This window comes from Pseudomonas sp. MBLB4136 (assembly GCF_051904765.1).
In the GTDB taxonomy this organism is placed as follows: Bacteria; Pseudomonadota; Gammaproteobacteria; order Pseudomonadales; family Pseudomonadaceae; genus Aquipseudomonas.
In genome coordinates, this window is sequence record NZ_CP196713.1 from 3,294,331 (window position 1) to 3,318,085 (window position 23,755).

Here is a 23,755-nt window from a genome sequence, read left to right on the forward strand (position 1 = left end):
CTCGGGCGCCGTGACGTTTTTTTTGCGTTATCTGGCCTATAGGAATGACCGCTATGCGCATGATGAAACCATCCCTGCTGTCGCTGGCCCTCGCCGGCGTCAGCCTCAGCCACGCCGCCCTCGCTGCCGAAGAAAACAGCAACCTGTTCACCCAGGGCAAGCCGATTCTCGATCTGCGCTACCGCTACGAACACGTCGACCAGGACAATGCCCTCGCCAACGCCAATGCGCAGACCCTGCGCACCCGCGTCGGCTACCAGAGCGGCAAGTGGTACGGCCTCTCCGGCCTAGTCGAGGTCGACAACGTCAGCCGCCTCGGCGACGCCCGCTACAACAGCACCCGCAATGGCCAGAGCGGCCATTCGCTGGTCGCCGACCCCGACGGCAGCGAGATCAACCAGGCGCTGCTGCGCTACGACCATGCCAAGGGCAGCGCCATCGTCGGCCGCCAGCGCATCAACCTGGACAACCAGCGCTTCGTCGGCGGCGTCGCCTGGCGGCAGAACGAGCAGACCCACGACGGTCTGCTCGGCCAGCTCAAGCCCCTGGACGGCCTGACTCTGAGCTACGCCTATATCGACAACATCAACAGCATCTTCGGCCCCGGCGACAATCGCTTCGACAGCGCCGCCAACCCGGCCAACATCGAAGGCCACAGCCACCTGCTCAACGCCCAGTACGTGCTGCTGCCAGAGCTGACCGCCACCGCCTACCAGTACCGCCTGGGCCTGGACAACCTGAGCGGCGCCACGCAGTCGAGCCAGACCAGCGGCGTGCGCCTGAACGGCGTCGTCGCCGGGGTCGGCTATGCCCTGGAGTACGCCCAGCAGCGCGACTACGCCGACAACCCGCGGGACCTGGACAGCGACTACTACCTGGCCGAGCTGGGCTACACGCTCAAGGGCGTGGCGCTGAAGGCCGGCTACGAGGTGCTGGGCGGCGATACCGGCCCCGGCAACCGCGCCTTCCAGACCCCGCTGGCCACCAAGCATGCCTTCCAGGGCTGGGCCGACGTGTTCCTGCTGACCCCGGCCGACGGCGTCGCGGATGCCTACTTCGGCGCCACCCTGCCACTGCTGGGCGGCAGCCTGCAGGCCTGGTTTCACGACTTCCGTGCCGAGCGCGGCAACAGCCACTACGGCGAGGAGTTCGACCTGGCCTACGCCCGGCCGTTTCCGGGGGTGAAGGGCCTGGTCGGCCTGGTCAAGTACGCCCGCTACGATGCCGACGACTTCGCCGTCGATACCAACAAGTTCTGGCTGCAGGCGCAGTACAGCTACTAACGCCTGGGCCCCGCTCCGCGGGGTCTGCTCAGTTGCGCGCGGCGCCCGGCGTCGCGCGCTCGCAGGAGACCGCTCATGTACACAAGCACAATCGCCACCCTGCTCCTGGCGCTGACACTGCTGAGCTCACCGGCCTGGGCAGCCATCGGCGCCGCCGAGGCGATGAACCTGTCCGGCATGCAGCGCATGCTCAGCCAGCGCATCGCCAAGAGCTACCTGATGATCGGCGCCGGGGTGCGCCCCGATGTGGCCGCCCACCAGCTCGACCAGAGCATCGCCCGGTTCGAAAGCAACTACCTGACGCTCAGCGAATACGCCCCCACTGCGCCAATCCGCACCGCGCTTAATGCGGCCGGGGACACCTGGCAGCAGTACCGTGAACTGGCGCTGTCGCAACCCAGCCGGCAGAACGCCCTGGGCATGCTGGAACTGAGCGACCGCCTGCTGGCGCAGAGCGAGCACCTGGTGTCCCTGCTTGAACAGCACAGCGGCGGACACGGCGCGCGCCTGGTCAATCGCAGCGGCCGCCAGCGCATGCTCAGCCAACGCATCGCCAAGCTCTATCTGGCCATGAGCTGGCGCCTGCCGGTCGCCGGACTCGAGGAAACCTTCGCCCAGGCGACCCGCGAGTTCGACCTGGCCCTGCAAGAACTGCAACAGGCCAGCCAGAACACCACGGAGATCGCCGCGAGCCTGAAAAGGGCCGAGGCGCAATGGCGCTTCACCCGCGCCGGCTTCGATCTCTCGGCGGACTCGCGCTATGTACCGACTGTGGTCAGCACCACCACCGAAACCTTGCTCTGGCAGATGAACGACCTGACCCAAGCCTACGAGAACCTGATGGCCGAAGGTTGATCAGGGTTCGCTCACCCAGTAGCGGGCCAACAGGCGCTGCAAACGGCCGTCGTCGCGGTATCGCTTAAGTCCGGCCTCGAACAGCTGGACATGCCGCCGACTGCTGGCCAGCGCCGGCGAGAAGGCCAGGTAGATCGGCACATCCGGGGTGCGGCAGCCGGCATTGCGCAGCTGCCCTACGCGGCCGTGCCGGCTCAGCCAGTTCTGCATCACCCAGGCGTTGTCCAGGGTCACATCGATGCGTCCGCCGAGCAGCTTGGCGACGTTCCAACCCAGGGCCCGATCACCGTAGGAGCGTTGCACCCGTGCCGGATTGTCGGCATGTTCCTGCAGGTAAGCATCCAGCTCGGCGCCATAGCTGTAGTCCTTGATCACCCCCAGGCGCTGCCCGCGCAGATCCTGCGTCGAGGCAAACCGCCAGGCGCTTTGCGCCAGCACGTAGAAGCACATCCGCGACTGGCTCACCGGCGTGCGGGTGAAGAGGAAGTCCTCGGCATCGGCATGCCCGGCGCCGATCACCGCATCGATCTGCCCCTTGCGCGCCGCGTGCAGGGCCCGGGCCCAGTTGATCAGGCGGTACTCCACCTCGATGCCGGCCTCGGCGAAGATGTCCCGCGCCAACTCGACGAAGATCCCCGGCTGCTCGCTGCCCGGCTGGCAATTGACCGGGCACCAGGGATCGCCGGCGATGACCAGGGTCTCCGCCCGGCTGCCGAGGCTGCCGATGAGCAGGGCCAGCGCCAGGGCAATCGCCAGCACTGGAGCGCACCAGGAGGGTCTGGCGGCCATCACAGGTTTGTTCGTCGAACGATAACGTCAGTCTCCGGCTGCGCGCGGCGCTCAGGCTTCGCTGCGCACGCGCTGCACCGCGTTCAGCCAGCCGCTGTAAAGCCTGGCGCGCGGCTCCTCGGCCATATGCGGTTCGAAGCGCTGCTGCCGCTGCCAATGGGTGGAGATCTCCTCGAGGTCGCGGTACAGACCCGCCTGCAGGCCGGCCAGGTAGGCCACGCCGAGGGCCGTGGTCTCGGTGACCTGGGGGCGCTCCACCGGTACGCCGAGGATGTCGGCGAGGAACTGCATCAGCCAGTTGTTCACCACCATGCCGCCGTCCACGCGCAGGGCGCTGGGCGCGGCGGCGCCATCCTGGCGCATGGCTTCGAGCAAGTCGCGGGTCTGGTAGCACACCGACTGCAGGCCGGCGGTGACGATCTCCTTGATCCCGGTGTCGCGGGTCAGGCCGAAGATCGCGCCGCGCGCCTTCGGGTCCCAGTAGGGCGCGCCCAGGCCGGTGAAGGCCGGCACCAGGTAGACGCCACAGGCCTCGCCCGTCTGCTCGGCCAGGGCCTCGCAGTCGCTGGCATGGCTGATCAGCTTGATGCCGTCACGCAGCCACTGCACCGCCGCGCCGGCGACGAAGATGCTGCCCTCCACGGCATAGGTGACCTTGCCGCCCAGGCGGTAGCCGACGGTGGTCAGCAGGCGATTCTTCGAGGTCACCGGGGTGCTGCCGGTGTTCTGGATCATGAAGCAACCGGTGCCGTAGGTGCTCTTGACCATGCCCGGCTGGAAGCAGGCCTGGCCGATCAGTGCGGCCTGCTGGTCGCCGGCCATGCCCAGCACCGGGATCGGCGCGCCGAGCAGCTCGGCCTCGCAGGTGCCGAACGGCGCGGCGCAGTCGAGCACCTCCGGCAGCAGGCTGGCGGGGATATCCAGCAACTCGAGCAGCTCCTCGTCCCACTGCTGGGTGTGGATATTGAACATCAGGGTGCGCGAGGCGTTGCTGGCGTCGGTCTTGTGCGACTTGCCGCCGGTCAGGCGCCACAGCAGGAAGCTGTCGACGGTGCCGAAGCGCAGCTCGCCGCGCTCGGCCCGCGCGCGGGCGCCCTCGACGTTGTTGAGGATCCAGCGCAGCTTGGTGCCGGAGAAATAGGGGTCGATCAGCAGTCCGGTCTTGGCGCTGACCATGGCCTCATGGCCGCCAGCCTTGAGCTCGGCGCAGAAATCGGCGGTGCGCCGGTCCTGCCAGACGATGGCGCGATAGATCGGTTCGCCGCTCACCGCGTCCCACACCAGGGTGGTCTCACGCTGGTTGGTGATGCCGATGGCGGCAATCTGCCCGGCACTCAGGCCGCCCTGCTGCAGGGCCTGCTGGCAGACCTCCAGGGTGCTTCGCCAGATCTGCTCGCCGTCGTGCTCGACCCAGCCATCGTGCGGAAAGAACTGCTGGAACTCCTGCTGCGCGCTGGCCTGCGCCCGCCCGTCGCGGTTGAACACGATGGCACGGCTACTGGTGGTTCCCTGATCGATGGCTAGCAGATAGTCAGACACGCGCAATTCCTTCTTGTTGTGGGATTAGGGTCGAACACGCACCGCGCAGCGGGCTGCGACGCAGGCGGCCTCCGGCCAATTCAGCCGCGCCCGATGCTGGCGAAGCGCGCCTGGGTATGCTGGGCCAGCACCTCGGCGCCCAGCTCGACCTCCAGGCCACGCCGCCCGGCGCTGACGAAGATGCTGGCAAAACCCAGCGCCGATTCGTCGATAAAGGTGCGCAGACGCTTCTTCTGCCCCAGCGGACTGATGCCGCCAAGCAGGTAGCCGGTGGCGCGCTGCGCCGCCTGGGGCTCGGCCATGTCGGCCTTCTTGACGCCGGCGGCCTGGGCCAGGGCTTTCAGGTCGAGGCTGCCGGCGACCGGCACCACCGCCACCAGCAGCTCGCCCTTGTCGCTGGCCGCCAGCAGGGTCTTGAACACCCGCGCGGGCGCCAGGTCGAGCTTCTCGGCCGCCTCCAGGCCATAGGAAGCGGCCTTGGGGTCATGCTCGTAGCTGTGCACCCGGTGCTCAGCCTTGGCTTTTCTCAACAGGTCGATGGCAGGCGTCATGTTCGAATGTGAAAATACTCCGACGAGGTTCGCGTACCTTAGCCGAAAAACTGGCCAACGGCAGCCTATAATGCCGCGCAATACAAGGACACCCTTATGACCCTCGCTCCCCGCCAACACGACATCCTCAATCTCGCCCGCGAGCGCGGCTACGTCAGCATCGACGAACTGGCCCAGGCCTTCGCGGTCACGCCGCAGACCATCCGGCGCGACATCAACCAGCTGGCCGAGCAGGGCCTGCTGCGGCGCACCCATGGCGGCGCCGCGTGCGAGGCCTCGAGCACCCAGAACACCGCCTACGCCATGCGCGCCGGGCAGATGCGCGAGGAGAAGCAACGCATCGCCGAAGCCATCGCCGCGCATATCCCCGACCACGCCTCGCTGTTCATCAGCATCGGCACCACCACCGAGGCCATCGCCCGTGAACTGCTCAAGCGCAAGGGCCTGAAGGTCATCACCAATAACCTGCATGTCGCCGCCCAGCTCAGCACCAAGGCGGATTTCGAGGTGCTGGTGGCCGGCGGCACGGTGCGCAGCGATGGCGGCATCGTCGGCCAGACCACCGTGGATTTCATTCAGCAGTTCAAGGTCGATTTCGCCCTGGTCGGCATCAGCGGCATCGACGAGGACGGCAGCCTGCTGGACTTCGACTACCAGGAGGTGCGGGTCTCGCAGTCGATCATCGACAACGCTCGCCAGGTCTATCTGGCCGCCGACTCCAGCAAGTTCGGGCGCAATGCCGTGGTGCGCCTGGGCTCGATCACCCTGGTCGACCGGGTATTCACCGACGCCGCGCCGTCGAGCGCGATCTGCCGCCTGCTCGGCGACCACCAGGTCCAACTGGAACTGGTCTGACGGAACCCCGCCGGCAAAACCCTCGAATCCAACCCCAGCCCCTGGCGCGAAATCGCGCAAGGGGTTGGCGGTTTCGTGCACCTTCGGCTAGTATATTTTCGAAAGTGAACATAAAGACATTCATATTCGACTACCGGTGCCGCCATGCCTACTCACGCCAACCACACCGCTCCCCTCGCCGAAGTCTATGACCTGGCCGTAGTCGGGGGCGGCATCAACGGCGTCGGCATCGCCGCCGATGCGGCCGGTCGCGGCCTGTCGGTATTCCTCTGCGAAAAGGACGACCTGGCCCAGCACACCTCCTCGGCCAGCAGCAAGCTGATCCACGGCGGCCTGCGCTACCTGGAACACTACGAATTCCGCCTGGTGCGCGAGGCCCTGGCCGAACGCGAGGTGCTGCTGGCCAAGGCGCCGCATATCGTCAAGCCGATGCGTTTCATCCTGCCGCACCGCCCGCACCTGCGCCCGGCCTGGATGATCCGCGCCGGCCTGTTCCTCTACGACCACCTGGGCAAGCGCGAACAGCTGCCCGCCTCGCGCGGCGTGCGCTTCGGCAACGACAGCCCGCTGCGCGGCGAGATCAGCCGCGGCTTCGAGTACTCCGACTGCTGGGTCGACGACGCCCGCCTGGTGGTGCTCAATGCCATGGCCGCCCGCGAGCACGGCGCCCACGTGCACACCCGCACCCGCTGCGTCAGCGCCCGGCGCAGCAAGAACCTCTGGCACATCCACCTGGAGCGCGCCGACGGCAGCCGCTTCTCGATCCGCGCCCGGGCCCTGGTCAATGCCGCCGGTCCCTGGGTCGCGCAGTTCATTCGTGACGACCTGCAGCAGAAGTCGCCCTACGGCATCCGCCTGATCCAGGGCAGCCACATCGTGGTGCCACGCCTGTTCGACGGCGAGCAGGCCTACATCCTGCAAAACGAAGACCGCCGCATCGTCTTCGCCATCCCCTACCTGGAGCGTTTCACCCTGATCGGCACCACCGACCGCGAGTACCAGGGCGACCCGGCCGACGTGGCGATCAGCGCGGAGGAGACCGACTACCTGCTGCAGGTGGTCAACGCGCACTTCAAGCGCCAGCTGAGCCACGACGACATCCTGCACACCTACGCCGGCGTGCGACCGCTGTGCGACGACGAGTCCGACGAGCCCTCGGCCATCACCCGCGACTACACCTTGTCGCTGTCCGTGCAGGCAGGCGAGGCGCCGCTGCTCTCGGTGTTCGGCGGCAAGCTGACCACCTACCGCAAGCTGGCCGAATCGGCCCTCGCCCAGCTGGCCCCGCACTTCCCGCAGATGGGGCCGAGCTGGACCGCCAGCAGCCCGCTGCCCGGCGGCGAACAGCTGGAAAGCCGCGGCGCCCTGGTCGAGGCCCTGTGTGCCCGCCACAGCTGGCTGCCGAGCGCCACCGCCCGGCGCTGGGCCAGCACCTACGGCAGCCGCAGCTGGTCATTGCTCGAGGGCGTCACGCAACAGAGCGACCTGGGCGAGGAACTCGGCGCGGGCCTGCACACCCGGGAAGTCGACTACCTGTGCCAGCAGGAATGGGCGATGAACGCCAGCGACATCCTCTGGCGGCGCAGCAAGCTCGGCCTGTTCATGACCCCGGAGCAGATCAATCGACTCGACCAGTACCTGCGCGTCGTGTCGCCGAACAGCCCGGAAGACGCCCACGCCGCCTGACGACCAATGACAGACCCCTTCGCCCTGCCGATCAGCCGAGACGCAGGGCTTTTTTGTGTCCGCCGGGTGCAGAATCGCTGCCCCTTCAGCCGCGGGAAGGCCGCCGCGGCGCTCACAGCCTCGCCCACTGCGCCGCCTGGCGATGCGCCTCGAGGTGCGGCAGCACCGCCGCCAGCAAGGGTTCGCGAAACGCCTCCTGAAAGCGGTGGGCCAAGCCCGGAATCAGCTTCAGCTCGCTGCCACGGACGTGCGCGGCGACGTGCACGCCATGCATCACCGGCAGCAGCGGATCGGCCGTGCCGTGCACCACCAGGGTCGGCAGCCGCAGGCGATCGAGCAGTGCGACCCGGCTCGGTTCGGCGAGGATCGCCAGCAGCTGGCGCTGCACGCCCTCAGGATTGAAGGCGCGGTCATAGGCGCGCCGGGCCTGCTGCAAGAGTTGCCCACGGTCGTCGTCGACCGCCGGGCTGCCGAGGGCGGCGAGCAGGTCGGCCTGCTGCTGCAGCGCCACCTCCCGGCTCGGCGCCTCGCGCCGCGCCAGCAGGGCCAGCAACTCGGCGCTGGGTGCTGGCAGCCCCCGGGCACCGGAACTGGTCATGATCAGGGTCAGGCTCTGCACCCGCGACGGCGCGAGGTCGGCCAGGTGCTGGGCGATCATCCCGCCCATGCTGGCGCCCAGCACATGGAAGCGCCGCACGCCCAGGGCGTCCATCAGCCCCAGGGCATCGCCGGCCATGTCACGCAGGCTATAAGGCGCCGAGACCGCCAGGCCCAAGCGGTGGCGCAAGGCCTGGTAAGCAAGATCCACCGGCGGCGCGGCCTGTACCCAGCGGCTCAGGCCGACGTCGCGGTTGTCGAAGCGAATCACCCGAAAACCCTGTTCGCACAGGCGCGTTACCACCTCGTCCGGCCAGTGGATCAGCTGGCCGCCGAGGCCCATGACCAGCAGCAAGGCCGGGTCGCTGGCGCGCCCGACGCTCTGGTAGGCCAGCTGCACCGCCCCCAGGCCGACCCTCTCGGTCGGCACCCGGGCATCACAGCGCTCGGCCGCCGTCGACGGCAGCCCCCACAACAGTACGATGCACAGCAACAACCCTCGCATTGAAAACACCAGCACGCAGAACCCCATTGAGGGACCAGTCTGATGAACTTCAGGCGAGCGCGCTGCCACAGAAGCATGACAATTTGATGAATATTACCCAGCGGTACCCCTCGTCCGGCACGACAGCCTGCGGACGAGGGGCCGGCGATCAGGCCAGCTGCGCGCGCAACTGCCGCGCGGCGGCGACCATGTTGACCAGCGCCGCCTCGGTCTCCGGCCAGGCGCGGGTCTTCAGGCCGCAGTCGGGGTTGACCCACAGCCGCTCGAGGGGGATGCGCCCGGCGGCCTTGCGCAGCAGCTCGACCATCTGCGCGACCTCCGGTACTTGCGGCGAGTGGATGTCGTACACCCCCGGGCCGATCTCGTTGGGGTAGGCGAAGCGCTCGAAGGCCTCGAGCAGCTCCATGTCCGAGCGCGAGGTCTCGATGGTGATGACATCGGCGTCCATGGCGGCGATGGCACCGATCACCTCGTTGAACTCGCTGTAGCACATGTGCGTGTGGATCTGCGTCTCGTCGCGCACGCCGCAGGCGGCCAGGCGGAAGGCCTCGGTGGCCCAGTCCAGGTAGGCGGCCCAGCGTTCCTTGCGCAGCGGCAGGCCCTCGCGGAAGGCCGCCTCGTCGATCTGGATGATGCGGATGCCGGCCGCCTCCAGGTCCTGCACCTCGTCGCGGATGGCCAGGGCCAGCTGGCGCGCCTGCTGTTCGCGGCTGACGTCCTCGCGCGGGAAGGACCACATCAGCATGGTCACCGGCCCGGTGAGCATGCCCTTCATCACCTTGTCGGTCAGGCCCTGGGCGTAGCGAATCCACTCCACGGTCATCGGCTGCGGACGGCTCAGGTCGCCGACTATCAGTGCCGGCTTGACACAGCGCGAGCCGTAGCTCTGCACCCAGCCGTAGCGGGTGAAGGCATAGCCATCGAGCTGCTCGGCGAAGTACTCGACCATGTCATTGCGCTCGGCCTCGCCATGCACCAGCACGTCCAGGCCGAGGTTTTCCTGCACCTGCACGGCATGGCGGATCTCGCTGTGCATGGCCTCGGTGTAGTCCGCGGCAGACAGCTTGCCCTGCTTATGGGCCTGGCGCGCCAGGCGGATCGCAGCGGTCTGCGGAAAGGAGCCGATGGTGGTGGTCGGCAGAAGCGGCAGCTGCAGCTGCGCACGCTGCCGGGCGCTGCGCTCGGCGAAGGGCGACAGGCGCTGGCTGTCGCCCGGGACTACGGCGTCCAGACGCGCCTGCACCGCCGGGTTGTGGATGCGCGAGGAGGCGGCGCGGCTGGTCTGTACGGCGCGGCTCTCGGCCAGGGCGGCCTGTACCGCGGCATCCGCCGGCTGGTTCAGGGCGCGACCGAGGATGGCGACTTCGGCGCACTTCTGCACGGCGAAGGCCAGCCAGCTCTTCAGCTCGGCGTCGAGGTGGTGCTCACGCTCCAGGTCGACCGGGCTGTGCAGCAGCGAGCAGGACGGCGCGACCCACAGGTTGTCAGCAAAGCGCTCCTCGGCCTGGCGCAGCTGGATCAGCGCGCGCTCCAGGTCGCAGCGCCAGACGTTACGCCCGTTGACCACGCCCAGCGACAGCACCTTGTAGGCGGGCAGGCGGTCGACCAGCAGCGGCAGCTGCTCGGGGGCGCGCACCAGGTCGACGTGCAGGCCGTCCACCGGCAGGCCTACGGCCAGGCCGAGGTTGTCCTCCAGGCCGCTGAAATAGCTGGCGACCAGCTTCTTCAGTGGGGCGTGCTGGAGCAGGTGGTAGGCGCGCTCGAAGGCGTTCTTCCAGTCCTGGGGCAGGTCCAGGCCGAGGATCGGCTCGTCGATCTGCACCCACTCCACGCCCAGGGCCGCCAGGCGCCCGAGAATCTCGCCGTAGACCGGCAGCAGCGCCTCGAGCAGCTCGAGCTTGTCGAACGCCTGGCCCTTGGTCTTGCCCAGCCACAGGTAGGTCAGCGGCCCGATGATCACCGGCTTGACCCTATGGCCCAGGGCGTGCGCCTCCTCGACCTCCTCGAACAACTGCTCCCAGCTCAGCTGGAAGCGCTGGTCGGCACTGAACTCCGGGACCAGGTAGTGGTAGTTGCTGTCAAACCATTTGGTCAGCTCCTGGGCGTGGGCGCCGCCGCAGCAGGTAGTGGAGCTGGCGCCGCGGGCCATGGCGAACAGGGTCTGCAGGGTCGGCGTGCCCGACTGCGGGCGAAAGCGCTGGGGAACCACCCCGAGCATCAGCGAGTGGCCGAGCACCTGGTCGTACCAGGCGAAGTCGCCCACCGGCAGCAGGTCGAGGCCGGCCTCCTTCTGCAACTGCCAGTGGGCCGCGCGCAGCTCGCGGCCGACGGCGCGCAGCCCGGCTTCGTCCAGTTCGCCTTTCCAGTGGGCCTCCAGGGCCTTCTTCAGCTCGCGGTCGCGGCCGATGCGCGGAAAACCCAGGGAATGAGACAGGGCCATGTCGAAACGCTCCATAGATAGACAAGATGGTGGCTATTCTCGGCAGCGGAGCATCGTGAGACAAACTCAACGTATTCGTCTTGATCTATAGTTTTGTTCATGTAGGCTGAACGGCACCGCTCTCATCCACCCGCGGCAGAACCAGCGCCGTGGTGGATGGGTGACGCGTTCCCCACCCTGCTGCGAGGCCGCCATGCTCGAACTGCGCCACCTGAAGACCCTGCACGCCCTGCGCGAGAGCGACAGCCTGGTGGACGCGGCCGAGCGCCTGCACCTGACCCAGTCGGCCCTGTCGCACCAGTTCAAGGAACTGGAGGAGCGCCTGGGCATGCAGCTGTTCGTGCGCAAGACCAAGCCGGTGCGCTTCACCAGCGCCGGCCTGCGCCTGCTGCAGCTGTGCGACGCGGTGCTGCCGCTGCTGCGCGGCGCCGAACGCGACCTGGCGCGCCTGGCTGGCGGTACGGCGGGCCGGCTGCATATGGCCATCGAGTGCCACAGCTGCTTCCAGTGGCTGATGCCGACCATCGACCAGTTCCGCGACGCCTGGCCGGAAGTGGAGCTGGACCTGGCCTCGGGCTTCTCCTTCGCCCCGCTGCCGGCCCTGGCGCGCGGCGACCTGGACCTGGTGGTGACCTCGGACCCGCAGGAACTGGCCGGCATCACCTATGTGCCGCTGTTCACCTACGAGGCCATGCTGGCGGTGGCCAACCAGCACCCGCTGGCGAGCAAGGCCAATATCCAGCCGGAGGATCTGGCCAGCGAGACCCTGATCACCTACCCGGTGGAGCGCGACCGCCTGGACATCTTCACCCGCTTCCTCGAGCCGGCCGATGTCGAGCCGGCCCAGGTGCGCACCTCGGAACTGACGGTGATGATGATGCAGCTGGTGGCCAGCGGCCGCGGCGTCTGCGGCCTGCCCAACTGGGCCCTGCACGAGTACAGCTCGCGCGGCTACGTGACCGCCAAGCGCCTGGGCGACAAGGGCCTGTTCGCCACCCTGTATGCCGGCATCCGCACCGACATGCTCGACGCGCCCTTCATGCGTGATTTTTTGCTGACCGCCAAGGACACCTCCTTCGCCACCCTGGAAGGAGTCAGCGTCGCAACCAAGAGCCGTTGAGGCTAGGTGCATCGTCGGCCGGCCAAAAATCGCCCGGCAACGCCGAACGGCTTCACTCGGGATGACCCAGATCAATGGCCAGTGCTCATACGCGGGGTTTAATCGAGCCTTAGGATCCCAGCAGCGAGAGAACGACCATGAAAATCCTCACCTGCAACGCCCTAAACGCCCTCACTCTGGCCGGCGCTCTATTGGCTGCCCCGGCCTTCGCCGAGGACGCCCACCACACCGAACAACTGGCGCAGAACGAGCAAAGCATGCCCATGGACCAAGGGCTCGGAATGGGGCAAGGCATGGGCCGGATGGACTGGTCACGGATGCAGGACATGATGAGCCGGATGCATAACGCCAGCAGTGCCGGGGAGCGCCAGCAAATACGCAGGGAACATCACCACGCCATGCAGGCGCAACTGGGCCTGATGAACCAGCACATGCAGCAGAGCCAATGCCCGATGGCCAAGGACGCGGCCCCGCAACAACAATGCCTGCGGGAGATGCATGAAAACATGCAGAACATGCTGCATATGATGGAGCAGATGCTGCAGAACCAGGGTCAGTAACCCCGGCGCTCCCCCGGTAGCGCCGGAACCGCTCACTTCCCCCTGGCGGGTTTGCGTCCTCCCCATGGCGCCAGCCCGGCGGGGCTTGGAGCCCTCTTCGGCATAGCCTGTTACACCTGCGCACTTGCCCGTCGTGACCTCCAGTCATAGCATGACCAACGGTCACACTTTTCGGTCGAGCACCATGCGCTACCAGGATCTGCTGTTCCAGCAACGTCATGACGCCATCCTCAAGGCCGCCCGCGAGCTGTTTCGCCAGGCCCCCTGGGACCGGGTGACCATCGCCGAGCTGGCGACCCGCGCCGGTATCGGCAAGGGCACGGTGTACAAGCACTTCCCCAGCAAGGAGGCGCTGTACGCCCGCCTGGTGCTGGACCAGTCGCGGGAGAACCTCGAGCAGCTGCGCCTCCTGCATGCCGCACAACCCGGGCCACAGTCCATGCACCGGGTGATCCGCCGGGCCTTCGAGCAGATGCTCGCCGACCCGGTGCTGGTGCAGCTGTGCCAGCTCTGCGATCGCCCGGCCTTCCAGGCGCGCCTGGAGGCGCCCTATCAGCAAGAGTTCCTCGCGCTGGAACGCGATTACCAGGAGTTCTTCGCCCAGCTGCTGGCGCACACCCTGGATGGCCACCGCCTGTCCCGGGCCGATTGCCAGCAGCTGCTGTGGGGCGTGGAGGCCTGCTTCAACGGCGTCATGGCGCGCATCGCCTCCGGCGGCTTCGAGCACTGGGCCGAGCCCATCGCCCTGCATGACTACCTCGAGCGCGTCAGCGACTTCATCATCGCCGGCCTGCGCGGCCAGGCCGCGTGCCTGCCCAACCAGCCCGTACCTGCCGAGTAACCGCCCATGTTCAGTCAGCTCGCCAAACGCCCCTGGTTGCTCGCCATCGTCATCGCCCTGCTGTTGCTGCTGTGGCTGCTCAGCGGCGACCTGTACCGCGCCCAGGACCGCGCCGCCCCCGATCAACCGGTGGCCGAGAACGGCCTGGCCAAGGTCGAGATCCACTGGCTGGAGGCCGAGCCGATGCAGCGCCAGCATGTGGTGCAGGGTCAGGTCGAGCCCTGGCGCCGGGTCGAACTGCGCGCCCAGGTCAACGCCCAGGTGCTGCGCCTGGACCGCGACAAGGGCGACCGGGTCGAACAGGGCGAGCTGCTGCTGAGCCTGTCGCCGGACGATCGCCCGGCCCAGGTGGCACGCGGCGAGGCCGAGGTGCGCCAGCGTCAGAGCGAGGTCAAGGCGGCGCAACGCCTGCGCGAGCGCAGCCTGGTCTCGGCCAACGAACTGCTGCGCCTGCAGAGCGAACTGGCCAAGGCCCGCGCCGAGCTCGACAGCGCCCGCCAGCAGCTGCAAAACACGCGTATCAGCGCGCCCTTCGCCGGAGTCTACGACCAGCGCCAGGTCGAGCTGGGCGGCGCCGTCCAGCCCGGCCAGAGCCTGCTCACCCTGGTCGACATCAGCCAGCTTCGGGTCAGCGCCCAGGTCGCCCAGCAGCAGGTGACCCAGCTGCGCCTCGGCCAGCCGGTGCGCATCGAGCTGCTCGACGGCCGCGAACTGACGGGCGAACTGCACTTCATCGCCGCCGCCGCCGATCCCGGCTCGCGCAGCTTCCGCATCGAGGTGCGGGTGGCCAATCCCGAGCTGCAGCGCCTGGCCGGGGCCAGCGCGACGCTGCACATCGACACCGGCGAGACCCTGGCCCATCGCCTGTCACCTGCCCTGCTCAGCCTGGATGAGAGCGGTCGTCACGGGGTCAAGTGGGTCAACGCGGCGCAGCGGGTCGAGTTCACCGCGGTCGAACTGCTCAGCGTCGACAACCAGGGCGCCTGGGTCAGCGGCCTGCCCCAGCGGGTGGCGCTGATCACCCTCGGCCAGGGCTTCGTCGAGCCCGGCCAGGCGGTGCGCGTGCAAACGACCGCAGAGGGCAGTTGAGATGTACAGCCTGATCGCCGCCGCCCTCGATCGCAGCCGCACCAGCCTGCTGCTGCTGCTGTTCCTGCTGGGCGGCGGACTGGCGGCCTACGTGGCAATCCCCAAGGAAGCCAACCCGGACGTCAGCATTCCGATCATCTACGTCTCGGTGCGCCTGGAAGGCATCGCCCCGGAAGACGCCGAGCGCCTGCTGGCCCGTCCCCTGGAGCAGGAACTGCGCAGCCTCGAAGGGATCAAGGAGCTGCGCGCCATGGCCAGCGAGGGCCACGCCTCGGTGACCCTGGAGTTCGATGCCGGCTTCGACGCCAGGCGCGCCCTGGCCGATGTGCGGGAGAAGGTCGACACGGCGCGCAGCAAGCTGCCGGAGGAGGCCGACGAGCCGACGGTCAACGAGGTCAACGTGGCGCTGTTCCCGGTGCTGTCGATCGGCCTCTCCGGACCGCTCTCCGAGCAGCAGCTGGTGCAGGTGGCGCGGCGCCTGAAGGACAACATCGAGGGCATCGCCGAGGTGCTCTCGGTGACCATCGGCGGCGACCGCGAGGACCTGCTGGAAATCGTCGTCGACCCGCAGGTGCTCGACAGCTACGGCATCGACTACAGCCAGCTGTTCAACCTGGTCAGCCGCAACAACCGCCTGGTCGCCGCCGGCAGCCTGGACACCGGCGCCGGGCGCATGAGCATGAAGGTGCCCGGGGTCATCGAGGACCTCGAGGACGTGCTGTCCATGCCGATCAAGGTCGACGGCGACAGCGTGGTGACCTTCGGCGACGTGGCCAGCATCCAGCGCACCTTCAAGGACCCGACCGGCTTCGCCCGCATCAACGGCCAGCCGGCCATCGTCCTGGAGGTTTCCAAGCGCAGCGGCGCCAACATCATCGCCACCATCGAACAGGTCAAGGCGCTGATGCAGCAGGCCCAGCCGCTGCTGCCCGCCGGCCTCAAGGTCAGCTACATCATGGACCAGTCGCAGCAGGTCAAGAGCATGCTTGGCGACCTGCTGAACAACGTGCTGACCGCCATCGTGCTGGTGCTGATGCTGGTGGTGGCGAGCATGGGCCTGCGCTCGGCGCTGCTGGTCGGGCTGACCATCCCCGGCGCCTTCCTCACTGGCATCCTGCTGATCTGGACGCTCGGCTTCACCCTCAATATCGTCGTGCTGTTCAGCCTGATCCTGGTCGCCGGCATGCTGGTGGACGGCGCCATCGTCGTCTCCGAACTGGCCGACCGCTACCTGCACCAGGGCCAGAACCCGCGCCAGGCCTGGGTCAATGCCGCGACCCGGATGGCCTGGCCGGTGATCGCCTCCACCGCCACCACCCTGATGGTGTTCCTGCCGCTGCTGTTCTGGCCAGGGGTGGTAGGCGAATTCATGAAGTACCTGCCGGCCACGGTGATCCTCTGCCTGCTCGCCTCCCTGGCCATGGCCCTGGTGTTCCTGCCGGTGCTCGGCGCGGTGACCGGTGGCCGGCCGGCGCCGCTGCCGGACCAGCCCAGCCGCGGCGGCCGCGCCTACCGCCGGCTGCTGCAGAAGCTGCTCAGGCGCCCGGGCCTGACGCTGCTCGGCATGCTCGCCCTGATCGCCCTGATCTATGCCGGCTATGGCCGCTTCAACCATGGCGTGGAGTTCTTCCCCGAGGTCGAACCGGAGAGCGCGCAGATCTGGTTGCGCGCCCGCGGCGACCTCTCGGTACGGGAGAAGGACCAGCTGCTGCAGCAGGTGGAAAGCCGCCTGCTCGGCATGGCCGAGGTCAAGGCACTGTACGCCCGCTCCCTGGCCCAGCCGGACGGCCAGCTCGGCGCCGACGTGATCGGCACCCTGCAGTTCCAGTTCGTCGACTGGCATGAACGGCGCCCGGCCAAGCGCATCCTTGCCGACATGAGCGCGCGCACCGCCGACCTGCCGGGCATCGTCCTGGAGTTCCGTGAGCAGCAGGAGGGCCCGGGCGGCGGCAAACCGGTCAAGCTGCAGGTCAGCGCCCTGGACCCGGCCCTGTCGGCGCAGTGGGTCGAGCGCCTGCGCCAGACCATGCAGAGCCTCGGCGGCTTCAAGGACATCGAGGATGACCGCGCCCTCCCCGGCATCGAGTGGCGCCTGCAGGTCGACCGCGAGGCGGCGGCACGCTTCGGCGCCGACGTGCTCAGCGTCGGCAACGCCGTGCAGCTGGTGACCAACGGCCTCAAACTGGCCACCTACCGCCCCGAGGACGCCAGCGACGAGGTGGACATCCGCGTGCGTCTGCCGGAGAACTGGCGCTCCCTCGACCAGCTCGGCCGCCTGACCCTGAACACCCCGAGCGGCCAGGTGCCGCTGGCGAACTTCGTCAGCCTGCAGCCGGCGCCCAAGGTCGGCACCCTGCGCCGGGTCGACGGCGCCCGCACCATCACCCTGCAGGCCGAGCTGGCCGAGGGCGCGCGCCTGGATGAGCGTCTGCAGGCGCTGCGCGAGGCCATGGGCGAGGTGCCGGGCGCGGTGCGGATCGAGTTCGCCGGCGAGGACGCCGAGCAGCGCGAGGCCGCCAACTTCCTGCTCAGCGCCTTCGTCGTCGCGGTGTTCCTCATGGCGATCATCCTGGTCACCCAGTTCAACAGCCTGTACCAGGCCGGCCTGGTGCTTTCAGCCATCGTGCTGTCCACCGCCGGGGTGCTGATCGGCCTGCTGGTCAACGGCCAGTCGTTCGGCATCGTCATGGTCGGCATGGGCCTGATCGCCCTGGCCGGCATCGTGGTGAACAACAACATCATCCTCATCGACACCTACAACCAGCTGCGCCACCAGGGCCTGGCGCCGCGCGAGGCTGCCCTGGAAACCGGCAGCCTGCGCCTGCGCCCGGTGCTGCTCACGGCGGTGACCACGGTGCTCGGGCTGATGCCCATGGTGCTCGGGGTGAATGTCGACCTGCTGGCGCCGAGCCTGGGCTTCGGCGCGCCCTCGACCCAGTGGTGGACCCAGCTGTCCAGCGCCATCGCCGGCGGCCTGAGCTTCGCCACCCTGCTGACCCTGCTGCTGACCCCCTGCCTGCTGGTGCTCGGCGCGCGCTTCGAGCGCCGCCCACCGCCACTGGAGAGCTACGACGACGATCTGCTCGACCTGCCGGAACAGGTGCTGCCCAGCACCCCGGCGCGCGCGCAACTGCAACGCAGCCTGGAATAAGGCGCATGCGGCTGCCGGGCCCCGCGAACGGCACCGGCAGCGCTGCGCACCTGCGTATTTAGGGATTTTTTAGGGATTGCCTAGGGGTTATTTCGCAATCCGCCGGCTCACACCGCCCTAGCATGGATCTCCTCAACGCCCACAGAGGAAGGTCGAAAATGGCGGCAAATCCACAGTTCTTCGAGACGGATGTCAGGCTCCGGCCCGGCACAGCAGAGGATGCCGCGGCCTGCGGCCGGATCTGCTACGAGGCCTTCAGCGCCATCTCTGGCAAGCACAACTTTCCAGCCGACTTCCCCTCGGCGGAGGTGGCCAGCGAGCTGCTCTGCGGGCTCCTCGGCCATCCCGGTTTCTATTCGGTGATTGCCGAATCCGCCGGGCGCATCGCCGGCAGCAACTTCCTCGATGAGCGCAACAGCATTGCCGGCATCGGGCCGATCACCGTCGACCCACACATTCAGAACCAGGCCATCGGCCGGCGCCTGATGGAAGACGTGCTGCAGCGGGTTGCCGACAAGCGCCTGCCAGGCGCCCGCTTGCTGCAGGCGGCCTATCACGGCCGTTCCCTCGCGCTGTACAGCAAGCTCGGCTTCGTCGCGCGCGAACCGCTGTCGACGATGCAGGGCACGCCACCGAACGTCAGTGTGCCCGGCCATCGGGTCAGGCCGGCCACCCTCGAGGATCTGCCCCACTGCAACCGGCTCTGCCTCCAGGTACACGGACACGATCGCGGCGGCGAGCTGAAGGACGCGATCGCCCAAGGCACCGCCCGGGTCGTCGAGTGCGAGGGGCGGATCGTCGGCTACACCACCATCGTCGCCTTCTTCGGCCACAGCGTGGGCGAAACCAACGACGCCCTGAAGGCGCTGATTGCCGCGGCAAGCGAGTATCCAGGGCCGGGCTTCCATGTGCCGACGCGCAACGCCGAGCTGTTTCGCTGGTGCCTGGAGCACGGCCTGCGCGTGGTCCAGCCGATGACGCTGATGAGCATCGGCCTGTACAACGAGCCGGCGGGCGCCTACCTGCCTTCGATCTTCTACTGACCGCCCCCTTCCAACCTTGACGGAGGAACACGCCATGGCCATACGTGGCAGCTGCCTGTGCGGCAGCGTTCGATACGAAATCAGCGGCGACTTCGCCCTCGCCGGCCACTGCCACTGCGGCAATTGCCGAAAGGCCAACGGCGCCGCCTATGTGAGCTGGGGACTCATCGACCCGGAACAATTCCGCTGGACGGCGGGACAGGAGCACATCGCGCAGTACGAGTCCTCCCCAGGCACGCATCGCTGCTTCTGCCGCCAGTGCGGCTCGTCACTGGCCAGCAGTCATGCCGGCCGGGTCGCCGAAGTCGTGCTCGGCAGTGTCGATGGTGACCCCGGCACACGGCCCCTGGAACACATCTTCGTGAACTCCAAGGCCGTCTGGCACGAAATCACCGACGACCTGCCCCAGCATGACGAATGGCCGCCCGGGATGGGGGCCTGAGGCCCCCTTTCGCCCGGCCCGTGGCTCAGGCCGGCGCCCCGTCGAGCATGCCGCGCTCGACGATGAAGTCGATCACATTCTGCAGGCCGTGGCCGGTCTTCAGGTTGCTGAAGGTCCAGGGCCGCTGCGGGCGCATGCGGTTGGTGTCGCGCTCCATCACCTCCAGGGAGGCGCCGACGTGGGGCGCCAGGTCGATCTTGTTGATCACCAGCAAGTCCGACTTGGTGATGCCCGGGCCGCCCTTGCGCGGAATCTTCTCGCCCTCGGCGACGTCGATCACGTACACGGTCAGGTCGGCCAGCTCGGGGCTGAAGGTGGCGCTCAGGTTGTCGCCGCCGCTTTCCACGAAGATCACTTCGAGATTGCCGAAGCGGCGCGCCAGCTCCTCCACCGCCGCCAGGTTCATCGAGGCGTCCTCGCGAATCGCGGTGTGCGGGCAGCCGCCGGTCTCCACCCCGACGATGCGCTCGGGCTCCAGGGCGCCGGCCTCGGTGAGGATGCGCTGGTCCTCCTTGGTGTAGATGTCGTTGGTCACCACGGCGATCTGGTACTTGTCGCGCATGGCCTTGCACAGGGCCTCGAGCAGCGCGGTCTTGCCGGAACCGACCGGACCGCCGACACCGACGCGCAGGGGTTGCTTGTAGCTTTGCATGGGCTTTTCCTCAGGAACGGAACAATCGGGTGTATTGGGTTTCGTGACGGGCCGAGGCGATGGCCAGCAGCGGCAGGCCGCCGCCCAGCTGGTCATCGCCCAGGACCAGCGCCTGTTCGAGCACCTCGGGCAGCTCGGCGCTCAGGTCGCGCAGCAGGCTCTGGGCCATCTGCTGGCCGAAGGGCACCAGCTTGACGCCGGCCATCACCGCGCCTTCCAGCCAGCTGTAGCCGTGGCCCAGGGCCAGGGCGCGCAATGGGATGTGCCAGTGCGCGGCCAGCCAGGCCATGCCGCCGAGCTGGCTCAGCTCCAGGCTGGCCCGCCAGGCTGGCGCCTGGCCCAGCTGCCAGCCATCCAGCAGGCGCATCAGGGCCTGGCCGCGCTGGCGCTCCTCCAGGCGCAGCTCGGCGGTCTCGCGGTTGGCCAGCAGGAAGCGGCTCCAGTGCGCGAAGGCTGGCGCGTCGTCGTCGCGGCAGGCGTGGTACAGGCGCGCCAGCACGGGCCAGTCGAGATGGCCGAGGGTGTCCTCCAGCTGTTCGCGCTGCCAGGCGCGAAAGCCCTCGGCATCGCGCACCCAGCCGGCTTCCACGGCGAATTCCAGGCCCTGGGAGTAGGTGAACCCACCCACCGGCAGGCCGGGGCTGGCCAGCTGCAGCAGGCGCAGCAGCCTCAGGTCGTCAAGCATGTCCGGCGCTCCTCACCAACGCGGGCGCAGCCAGTAGACGAGTCCGGCGACCAGTACCAGGCTCAGGCCCAGCAACCACTGCTCGGTACCGAGCATATGGTGGGCGATGCCATGCTCGTGGGTGTGGGCGTGGCCGACATGGGCGAAGGCCGGCGTGCTGGCCAGCAGCAGGACGAGGGTCAGGTACTTGTTCATAGGGGTCTCCAGGCGGATTCAATGGGCGTGCTGGCCGGGGGCGCGGACGAAACGATGGGCAGCGGCGTGGCTGTGGGCGTGGCTCTGGTAGGCGCCGGCCTCGGGCTCGAAGGGCGCCTGCTCGACGCTGACCTCCAGGCCCAGGCCGCGGACCATCTCGTCGAGCACGTGGTCGTGCTGGTAACGCGCCAGGCCGGCCTCGATCTGCAGCGGCACATGGCGGTTGCCCAGGTGATAGCAGGCGCGCGCCAGCAGCAGCGGGTCGGCGCAACGCAGCGTGGACACCTGCTCGGCGGCGGCGATCACCTGCACCACCTCCTCGCCCCGCTCGTCCGCCAGCAGCTCGCCGCCGCGCAGCAGCTGGCCACGTTCGAGCAGCAGGCCGGCGTCGCGGCCGTCGTCCAGGCGAATGCGCACACGGCTCTTGATCCGGGTGTCGAGGTCCAGGGTGGCGGTGGCACTGATCGGGGCCGCCTGGTGCAGGCGGCGGGTCAACATAAGCATCGGCTTCTCCTCGGAACAGGCCGCATCAGAACAGGAAATAACGCTGGGCCATCGGCAGCACCGAGGCCGGCTCGCACACCAGCAGTTCGCCGTCGGCGCGCACCTGGTAGGTCTGCGAGTCGACCTCGATATGCGGCATCAGGCCGTTGTGGACCATGTCGCCCTTGCGCACCGTGCGGCAGCCGCGCACCGTGCCGATCAGGCTGTGCAGGCCGAGTTCCCCGGCCACCCCGCGGGCCATGGCGGCCTGGGACAGGAAGGTCATGCGCGTGGCATGCCGCGCCGCGCCGAGGGCGCCGAACATCGGCCGGTAGTGCACCGGCTGCGGCGTGGGAATCGAGCCGTTGATGTCACCCATGGGCGCGGTGGCGATCAGCCCGCCCTTGAGCACCAGCGCCGGCTTGACGCCGAAGAAGGCCGGCGCCCAGAGCACCAGGTCGGCCAGCTTGCCCGCCTCGATGGAGCCGACCTCATGGGCGATGCCATGGGACAGCGCCGGGTTGATGGTGTACTTGGCGATGTAGCGCTTGACCCGGAAGTTGTCGCTGAAGGCCGTGTCCGGCGCCAGCGGGCCGCGCTGCTGCTTCATGCGGTGCGCCACCTGCCAGGTGCGCAGCACCACCTCGCCGACCCGGCCCATGGCCTGGGAGTCCGAGGAGGTCATGGAGAAGGCGCCCAGGTCGTGGAGGATGTCCTCGGCAGCGATGGTCTCGCGGCGGATGCGGCTCTCGGCGAAGGCCACGTCCTCGGCGATGCTCGGGTCGAGGTGGTGGCAGACCATGAGCATGTCCAGGTGCTCGTCTACGGTGTTGACCGTGTACGGCAGGGTCGGGTTGGTCGAGGACGGCAGCACGTTGGCGAAGGCGCAGGCGGTGATGATGTCCGGCGCGTGGCCGCCGCCCGCCCCTTCGGTATGGAAGGTATGGATGGTGCGGTCGCCGATGGCGACCAGGGTGTCCTCGACGAAACCGGACTCGTTGAGGGTGTCGGTGTGGATCGCCACCTGCACGTCGGTTTCCTCGGCCACGCCCAGGCAGCAGTCGATCGCCGCCGGGGTCGAGCCCCAGTCCTCGTGCAGCTTGAGGCCGATCACCCCGGCCTCGATCTGCTCGCGCAGGGCTTGCGGACGCGAGGCGTTGCCCTTGCCGAGCAGGCCGATGTTGACCGGCAGGCTGTCGGCGGCCTGGAGCATGCGGGCGATGTTCCACGGCCCCGGGGTGCAGGTGGTGGCATTGGTGCCGGTGGCCGGTCCCGTGCCGCCGCCGAGCATGGTGGTGACCCCGGAGGTCAGCGCCTCCTCGGCCTGCTGCGGGCAGATGAAGTGGATGTGCGCATCGACGCCGCCGGCGGTGACGATCTTGCCTTCGGCGGCGATCACCTCGGTGCCGGGGCCGACCGCCAGGGTCACGCCCGGCTGGATATCCGGGTTGCCGGCCTTGCCGATGCCGACGATGCGCCCGTGCTTGACGCCGATGTCGGCCTTGACGATGCCCCAGTGGTCGATGATCAGGGCGTTGGTCAGCACCAGGTCCATGGCCTCGGCGGCGAGCATCTGGCCCTGGCCCATGCCGTCGCGGATGACCTTGCCGCCGCCGAACTTGACCTCCTCGCCGTAGAGGGTGAAGTCCCGCTCCACCGTCACCCACAGGTCGGTGTCGGCCAGGCGCACGCGGTCGCCGACGGTGGGGCCGAACATGTCGGCGTAGGCGCGACGGGAGATCCGGCTCATGCCTGCTCCTCCAGCGCGCCCATCACCGCGCCGCGAAAGCCGTAGACCTCGCGCTTGCCGGCCAGCGCCACCAGGGTCACGCTGCGCGCCTGCCCCGGCTCGAAGCGCACCGCGGTGCCGGCGGCGATGTCCAGGCGGAAGCCGCGGGCCTTGTCGCGCTCGAACACCAGCGCCGGGTTGACCTCGAAGAAGTGGTAGTGGGAACCGACCTGCACCGGCCGGTCGCCATGGTTGGCCACGCTCAGGGTCACCTGCTCGCGGCCCACATTCAGTTCGATGTCGCCGTCGGCGACCTGGATTTCTCCGGGAATCATGCTCATGGCTGTGGCCTCAGAGGATCGGGTTGTGCACGGTCACCAGCTTGGTGCCGTCGGGAAAGGTCGCCTCGACCTGGACGTCGTGGATCATCTCGGCCACGCCGTCCATCACCTGCTCGCGGCTGAGGATCTGGCGACCGCTCTCCATCAGCTCGGCGACCGTGCGCCCGTCGCGGGCGCCCTCCAGCACCGCGGCGCTGATCAGTGCCACGGCCTCCGGGTAGTTGAGCCGCAGGCCACGGGCCAGGCGGCGCTCGGCCAGCAGCGCGGCGGTGAACAGCAGCAGCTTGTCTTTCTCTCTCGGGGTCAGCTCCATGGCTCGCTCTC

The 23,755-nt window shown here is 68.4% G+C and carries 23 protein-coding genes; 11 read left to right on the top strand and 12 right to left on the bottom strand.

Annotation, left to right across the window (positions count from 1 at the left end):
* Positions 1-53: 53 nt before the first annotated feature.
* On the top strand, positions 54-1,283 hold the full coding sequence (locus ACSX1D_RS14920; RefSeq protein WP_439859249.1) for an alginate export family protein: 1,230 nt from the start codon (positions 54-56) through the stop codon (positions 1,281-1,283).
* Positions 1,284-1,358: 75 nt separating this feature from the next.
* Positions 1,359-2,138, top strand: coding sequence for a type IV pili methyl-accepting chemotaxis transducer N-terminal domain-containing protein (locus ACSX1D_RS14925; RefSeq protein WP_439859250.1), 780 nt, complete (start codon positions 1,359-1,361; stop codon positions 2,136-2,138).
* Here ACSX1D_RS14925 and ACSX1D_RS14930 read toward each other — a convergent pair whose 3' ends face one another.
* From ACSX1D_RS14930 to ybaK, 3 genes are all read right to left on the bottom strand, one after another.
* Positions 2,139-2,927: a substrate-binding periplasmic protein gene (locus tag ACSX1D_RS14930; RefSeq protein WP_439859251.1), complete on the bottom strand. Its 789-nt coding sequence runs from the start codon at positions 2,925-2,927 to the stop codon at positions 2,139-2,141.
* A gap of 51 nt (positions 2,928-2,978) precedes the next feature.
* Positions 2,979-4,466, bottom strand: a complete 1,488-nt coding sequence (glpK, locus tag ACSX1D_RS14935) for a glycerol kinase GlpK (protein WP_439859252.1) — start codon at positions 4,464-4,466, stop codon at positions 2,979-2,981.
* An 80-nt stretch (positions 4,467-4,546) separates the two neighbouring features.
* Positions 4,547-5,017, bottom strand: coding sequence for a Cys-tRNA(Pro) deacylase (gene ybaK, locus ACSX1D_RS14940; RefSeq protein ID WP_439859253.1), 471 nt, complete (start codon positions 5,015-5,017; stop codon positions 4,547-4,549).
* 96 nt (positions 5,018-5,113) lie between these two features.
* On the opposite strand from ybaK, the gene ACSX1D_RS14945 reads away from it, so the two are divergent.
* Positions 5,114-5,872, top strand: coding sequence for a DeoR/GlpR family DNA-binding transcription regulator (locus tag ACSX1D_RS14945; RefSeq protein ID WP_439859254.1), 759 nt, complete (start codon positions 5,114-5,116; stop codon positions 5,870-5,872).
* Between the two features lie 144 nt (positions 5,873-6,016).
* Positions 6,017-7,558: a glycerol-3-phosphate dehydrogenase gene (gene glpD / locus ACSX1D_RS14950; protein WP_439859255.1), complete on the top strand. Its 1,542-nt coding sequence runs from the start codon at positions 6,017-6,019 to the stop codon at positions 7,556-7,558.
* 112 nt (positions 7,559-7,670) lie between these two features.
* On the opposite strand, the gene ACSX1D_RS14955 is transcribed toward glpD, so the two are convergent.
* Positions 7,671-8,660, bottom strand: coding sequence for an alpha/beta fold hydrolase (locus ACSX1D_RS14955; protein ID WP_439859256.1), 990 nt, complete (start codon positions 8,658-8,660; stop codon positions 7,671-7,673).
* Positions 8,661-8,808: 148 nt separating this feature from the next.
* Positions 8,809-11,100: a 5-methyltetrahydropteroyltriglutamate--homocysteine S-methyltransferase gene (gene metE / locus ACSX1D_RS14960; RefSeq protein ID WP_439859257.1), complete on the bottom strand. Its 2,292-nt coding sequence runs from the start codon at positions 11,098-11,100 to the stop codon at positions 8,809-8,811.
* 193 nt (positions 11,101-11,293) lie between these two features.
* Here metE and metR point away from each other — a divergent pair, with 193 nt between their 5' ends.
* The 7 genes from metR (at position 11,294) to ACSX1D_RS14995 (ending at position 19,346) form a co-directional block, all read left to right on the top strand.
* Entirely contained in the window at positions 11,294-12,220 is a 927-nt protein-coding gene (metR, locus tag ACSX1D_RS14965; protein WP_439862332.1) for a transcriptional regulator MetR, read from the top strand.
* Positions 12,221-12,357: 137 nt separating this feature from the next.
* Positions 12,358-12,780 carry a hypothetical protein gene (locus ACSX1D_RS14970; protein ID WP_439859258.1) on the top strand — a complete coding sequence of 141 codons (423 nt, stop codon included), beginning with the start codon at positions 12,358-12,360 and terminating at the stop codon, positions 12,778-12,780.
* Between the two features lie 184 nt (positions 12,781-12,964).
* Entirely contained in the window at positions 12,965-13,621 is a 657-nt protein-coding gene (locus ACSX1D_RS14975; protein WP_439859259.1) for a TetR/AcrR family transcriptional regulator, read from the top strand.
* Positions 13,622-13,627: 6 nt separating this feature from the next.
* A complete protein-coding gene (locus ACSX1D_RS14980; protein ID WP_439859260.1) occupies positions 13,628-14,710 on the top strand; it encodes an efflux RND transporter periplasmic adaptor subunit in 1,083 nt (360 codons plus the stop codon).
* 1 nt (position 14,711) lies between these two features.
* Positions 14,712-17,861 carry an efflux RND transporter permease subunit gene (locus ACSX1D_RS14985; RefSeq protein ID WP_439859261.1) on the top strand — a complete coding sequence of 1,050 codons (3,150 nt, stop codon included), beginning with the start codon at positions 14,712-14,714 and terminating at the stop codon, positions 17,859-17,861.
* Between the two features lie 158 nt (positions 17,862-18,019).
* On the top strand, positions 18,020-18,904 hold the full coding sequence (locus tag ACSX1D_RS14990; RefSeq protein ID WP_439859262.1) for a GNAT family N-acetyltransferase: 885 nt from the start codon (positions 18,020-18,022) through the stop codon (positions 18,902-18,904).
* Positions 18,905-18,938: 34 nt separating this feature from the next.
* Positions 18,939-19,346 carry a GFA family protein gene (locus tag ACSX1D_RS14995; RefSeq protein ID WP_439859263.1) on the top strand — a complete coding sequence of 136 codons (408 nt, stop codon included), beginning with the start codon at positions 18,939-18,941 and terminating at the stop codon, positions 19,344-19,346.
* A gap of 25 nt (positions 19,347-19,371) precedes the next feature.
* On the opposite strand, the gene ureG is transcribed toward ACSX1D_RS14995, so the two are convergent.
* Genes ureG through ACSX1D_RS15030 form a run of 7 tightly spaced genes read right to left on the bottom strand, consistent with a single transcriptional unit; the run spans position 19,372 to position 23,744 of the window.
* Positions 19,372-19,998: an urease accessory protein UreG gene (ureG, locus tag ACSX1D_RS15000; RefSeq protein WP_439859264.1), complete on the bottom strand. Its 627-nt coding sequence runs from the start codon at positions 19,996-19,998 to the stop codon at positions 19,372-19,374.
* A gap of 10 nt (positions 19,999-20,008) precedes the next feature.
* Positions 20,009-20,683 carry an urease accessory protein UreF gene (locus tag ACSX1D_RS15005; RefSeq protein WP_439859265.1) on the bottom strand — a complete coding sequence of 225 codons (675 nt, stop codon included), beginning with the start codon at positions 20,681-20,683 and terminating at the stop codon, positions 20,009-20,011.
* A gap of 12 nt (positions 20,684-20,695) precedes the next feature.
* Positions 20,696-20,878 carry a hypothetical protein gene (locus ACSX1D_RS15010; RefSeq protein ID WP_439859266.1) on the bottom strand — a complete coding sequence of 61 codons (183 nt, stop codon included), beginning with the start codon at positions 20,876-20,878 and terminating at the stop codon, positions 20,696-20,698.
* An 18-nt stretch (positions 20,879-20,896) separates the two neighbouring features.
* The gene (ureE, locus tag ACSX1D_RS15015) at positions 20,897-21,382 is read right to left on the bottom strand and encodes an urease accessory protein UreE (RefSeq protein WP_439859267.1); all 486 of its coding nucleotides are present in this window, start codon (positions 21,380-21,382) and stop codon (positions 20,897-20,899) included.
* A 25-nt stretch (positions 21,383-21,407) separates the two neighbouring features.
* Positions 21,408-23,111, bottom strand: a complete 1,704-nt coding sequence (ureC, locus tag ACSX1D_RS15020) for an urease subunit alpha (protein WP_439859268.1) — start codon at positions 23,109-23,111, stop codon at positions 21,408-21,410.
* Positions 23,108-23,425, bottom strand: a complete 318-nt coding sequence (locus tag ACSX1D_RS15025; protein ID WP_439862333.1) for an urease subunit beta — start codon at positions 23,423-23,425, stop codon at positions 23,108-23,110. The genes ureC and ACSX1D_RS15025 overlap by 4 nt, the downstream gene beginning before the upstream one ends.
* A 16-nt stretch (positions 23,426-23,441) precedes the next feature.
* Positions 23,442-23,744, bottom strand: a complete 303-nt coding sequence (locus ACSX1D_RS15030; protein WP_439859269.1) for an urease subunit gamma — start codon at positions 23,742-23,744, stop codon at positions 23,442-23,444.
* Positions 23,745-23,755: the final 11 nt, after the last annotated feature.

What these genes read in the sequence shown, in the direction of transcription:
- ACSX1D_RS14920 (WP_439859249.1), top strand. Translation starts at nt 54, where the DNA reads ATGCGCATGATGAAACCATCCCTGCTGTCGCTGGCCCTCGCCGGCGTC.
- ACSX1D_RS14925 (WP_439859250.1), top strand. Translation starts at nt 1,359, where the DNA reads ATGTACACAAGCACAATCGCCACCCTGCTCCTGGCGCTGACACTGCTG.
- ACSX1D_RS14930 (WP_439859251.1), bottom strand. Translation starts at nt 2,927, where the DNA reads ATGGCCGCCAGACCCTCCTGGTGCGCTCCAGTGCTGGCGATTGCCCTG.
- ybaK (WP_439859253.1), bottom strand. Translation starts at nt 5,017, where the DNA reads ATGACGCCTGCCATCGACCTGTTGAGAAAAGCCAAGGCTGAGCACCGG.
- ACSX1D_RS14945 (WP_439859254.1), top strand. Translation starts at nt 5,114, where the DNA reads ATGACCCTCGCTCCCCGCCAACACGACATCCTCAATCTCGCCCGCGAG.
- glpD (WP_439859255.1), top strand. Translation starts at nt 6,017, where the DNA reads ATGCCTACTCACGCCAACCACACCGCTCCCCTCGCCGAAGTCTATGAC.
- ACSX1D_RS14955 (WP_439859256.1), bottom strand. Translation starts at nt 8,660, where the DNA reads ATGCGAGGGTTGTTGCTGTGCATCGTACTGTTGTGGGGGCTGCCGTCG.
- metE (WP_439859257.1), bottom strand. Translation starts at nt 11,100, where the DNA reads ATGGCCCTGTCTCATTCCCTGGGTTTTCCGCGCATCGGCCGCGACCGC.
- metR (WP_439862332.1), top strand. Translation starts at nt 11,294, where the DNA reads ATGCTCGAACTGCGCCACCTGAAGACCCTGCACGCCCTGCGCGAGAGC.
- ACSX1D_RS14970 (WP_439859258.1), top strand. Translation starts at nt 12,358, where the DNA reads ATGAAAATCCTCACCTGCAACGCCCTAAACGCCCTCACTCTGGCCGGC.
- ACSX1D_RS14975 (WP_439859259.1), top strand. Translation starts at nt 12,965, where the DNA reads ATGCGCTACCAGGATCTGCTGTTCCAGCAACGTCATGACGCCATCCTC.
- ACSX1D_RS14980 (WP_439859260.1), top strand. Translation starts at nt 13,628, where the DNA reads ATGTTCAGTCAGCTCGCCAAACGCCCCTGGTTGCTCGCCATCGTCATC.
- ACSX1D_RS14985 (WP_439859261.1), top strand. Translation starts at nt 14,712, where the DNA reads ATGTACAGCCTGATCGCCGCCGCCCTCGATCGCAGCCGCACCAGCCTG.
- ACSX1D_RS14990 (WP_439859262.1), top strand. Translation starts at nt 18,020, where the DNA reads ATGGCGGCAAATCCACAGTTCTTCGAGACGGATGTCAGGCTCCGGCCC.
- ACSX1D_RS14995 (WP_439859263.1), top strand. Translation starts at nt 18,939, where the DNA reads ATGGCCATACGTGGCAGCTGCCTGTGCGGCAGCGTTCGATACGAAATC.
- ureG (WP_439859264.1), bottom strand. Translation starts at nt 19,998, where the DNA reads ATGCAAAGCTACAAGCAACCCCTGCGCGTCGGTGTCGGCGGTCCGGTC.
- ACSX1D_RS15005 (WP_439859265.1), bottom strand. Translation starts at nt 20,683, where the DNA reads ATGCTTGACGACCTGAGGCTGCTGCGCCTGCTGCAGCTGGCCAGCCCC.
- ACSX1D_RS15010 (WP_439859266.1), bottom strand. Translation starts at nt 20,878, where the DNA reads ATGAACAAGTACCTGACCCTCGTCCTGCTGCTGGCCAGCACGCCGGCC.
- ureE (WP_439859267.1), bottom strand. Translation starts at nt 21,382, where the DNA reads ATGCTTATGTTGACCCGCCGCCTGCACCAGGCGGCCCCGATCAGTGCC.
- ureC (WP_439859268.1), bottom strand. Translation starts at nt 23,111, where the DNA reads ATGAGCCGGATCTCCCGTCGCGCCTACGCCGACATGTTCGGCCCCACC.
- ACSX1D_RS15025 (WP_439862333.1), bottom strand. Translation starts at nt 23,425, where the DNA reads ATGATTCCCGGAGAAATCCAGGTCGCCGACGGCGACATCGAACTGAAT.
- ACSX1D_RS15030 (WP_439859269.1), bottom strand. Translation starts at nt 23,744, where the DNA reads ATGGAGCTGACCCCGAGAGAGAAAGACAAGCTGCTGCTGTTCACCGCC.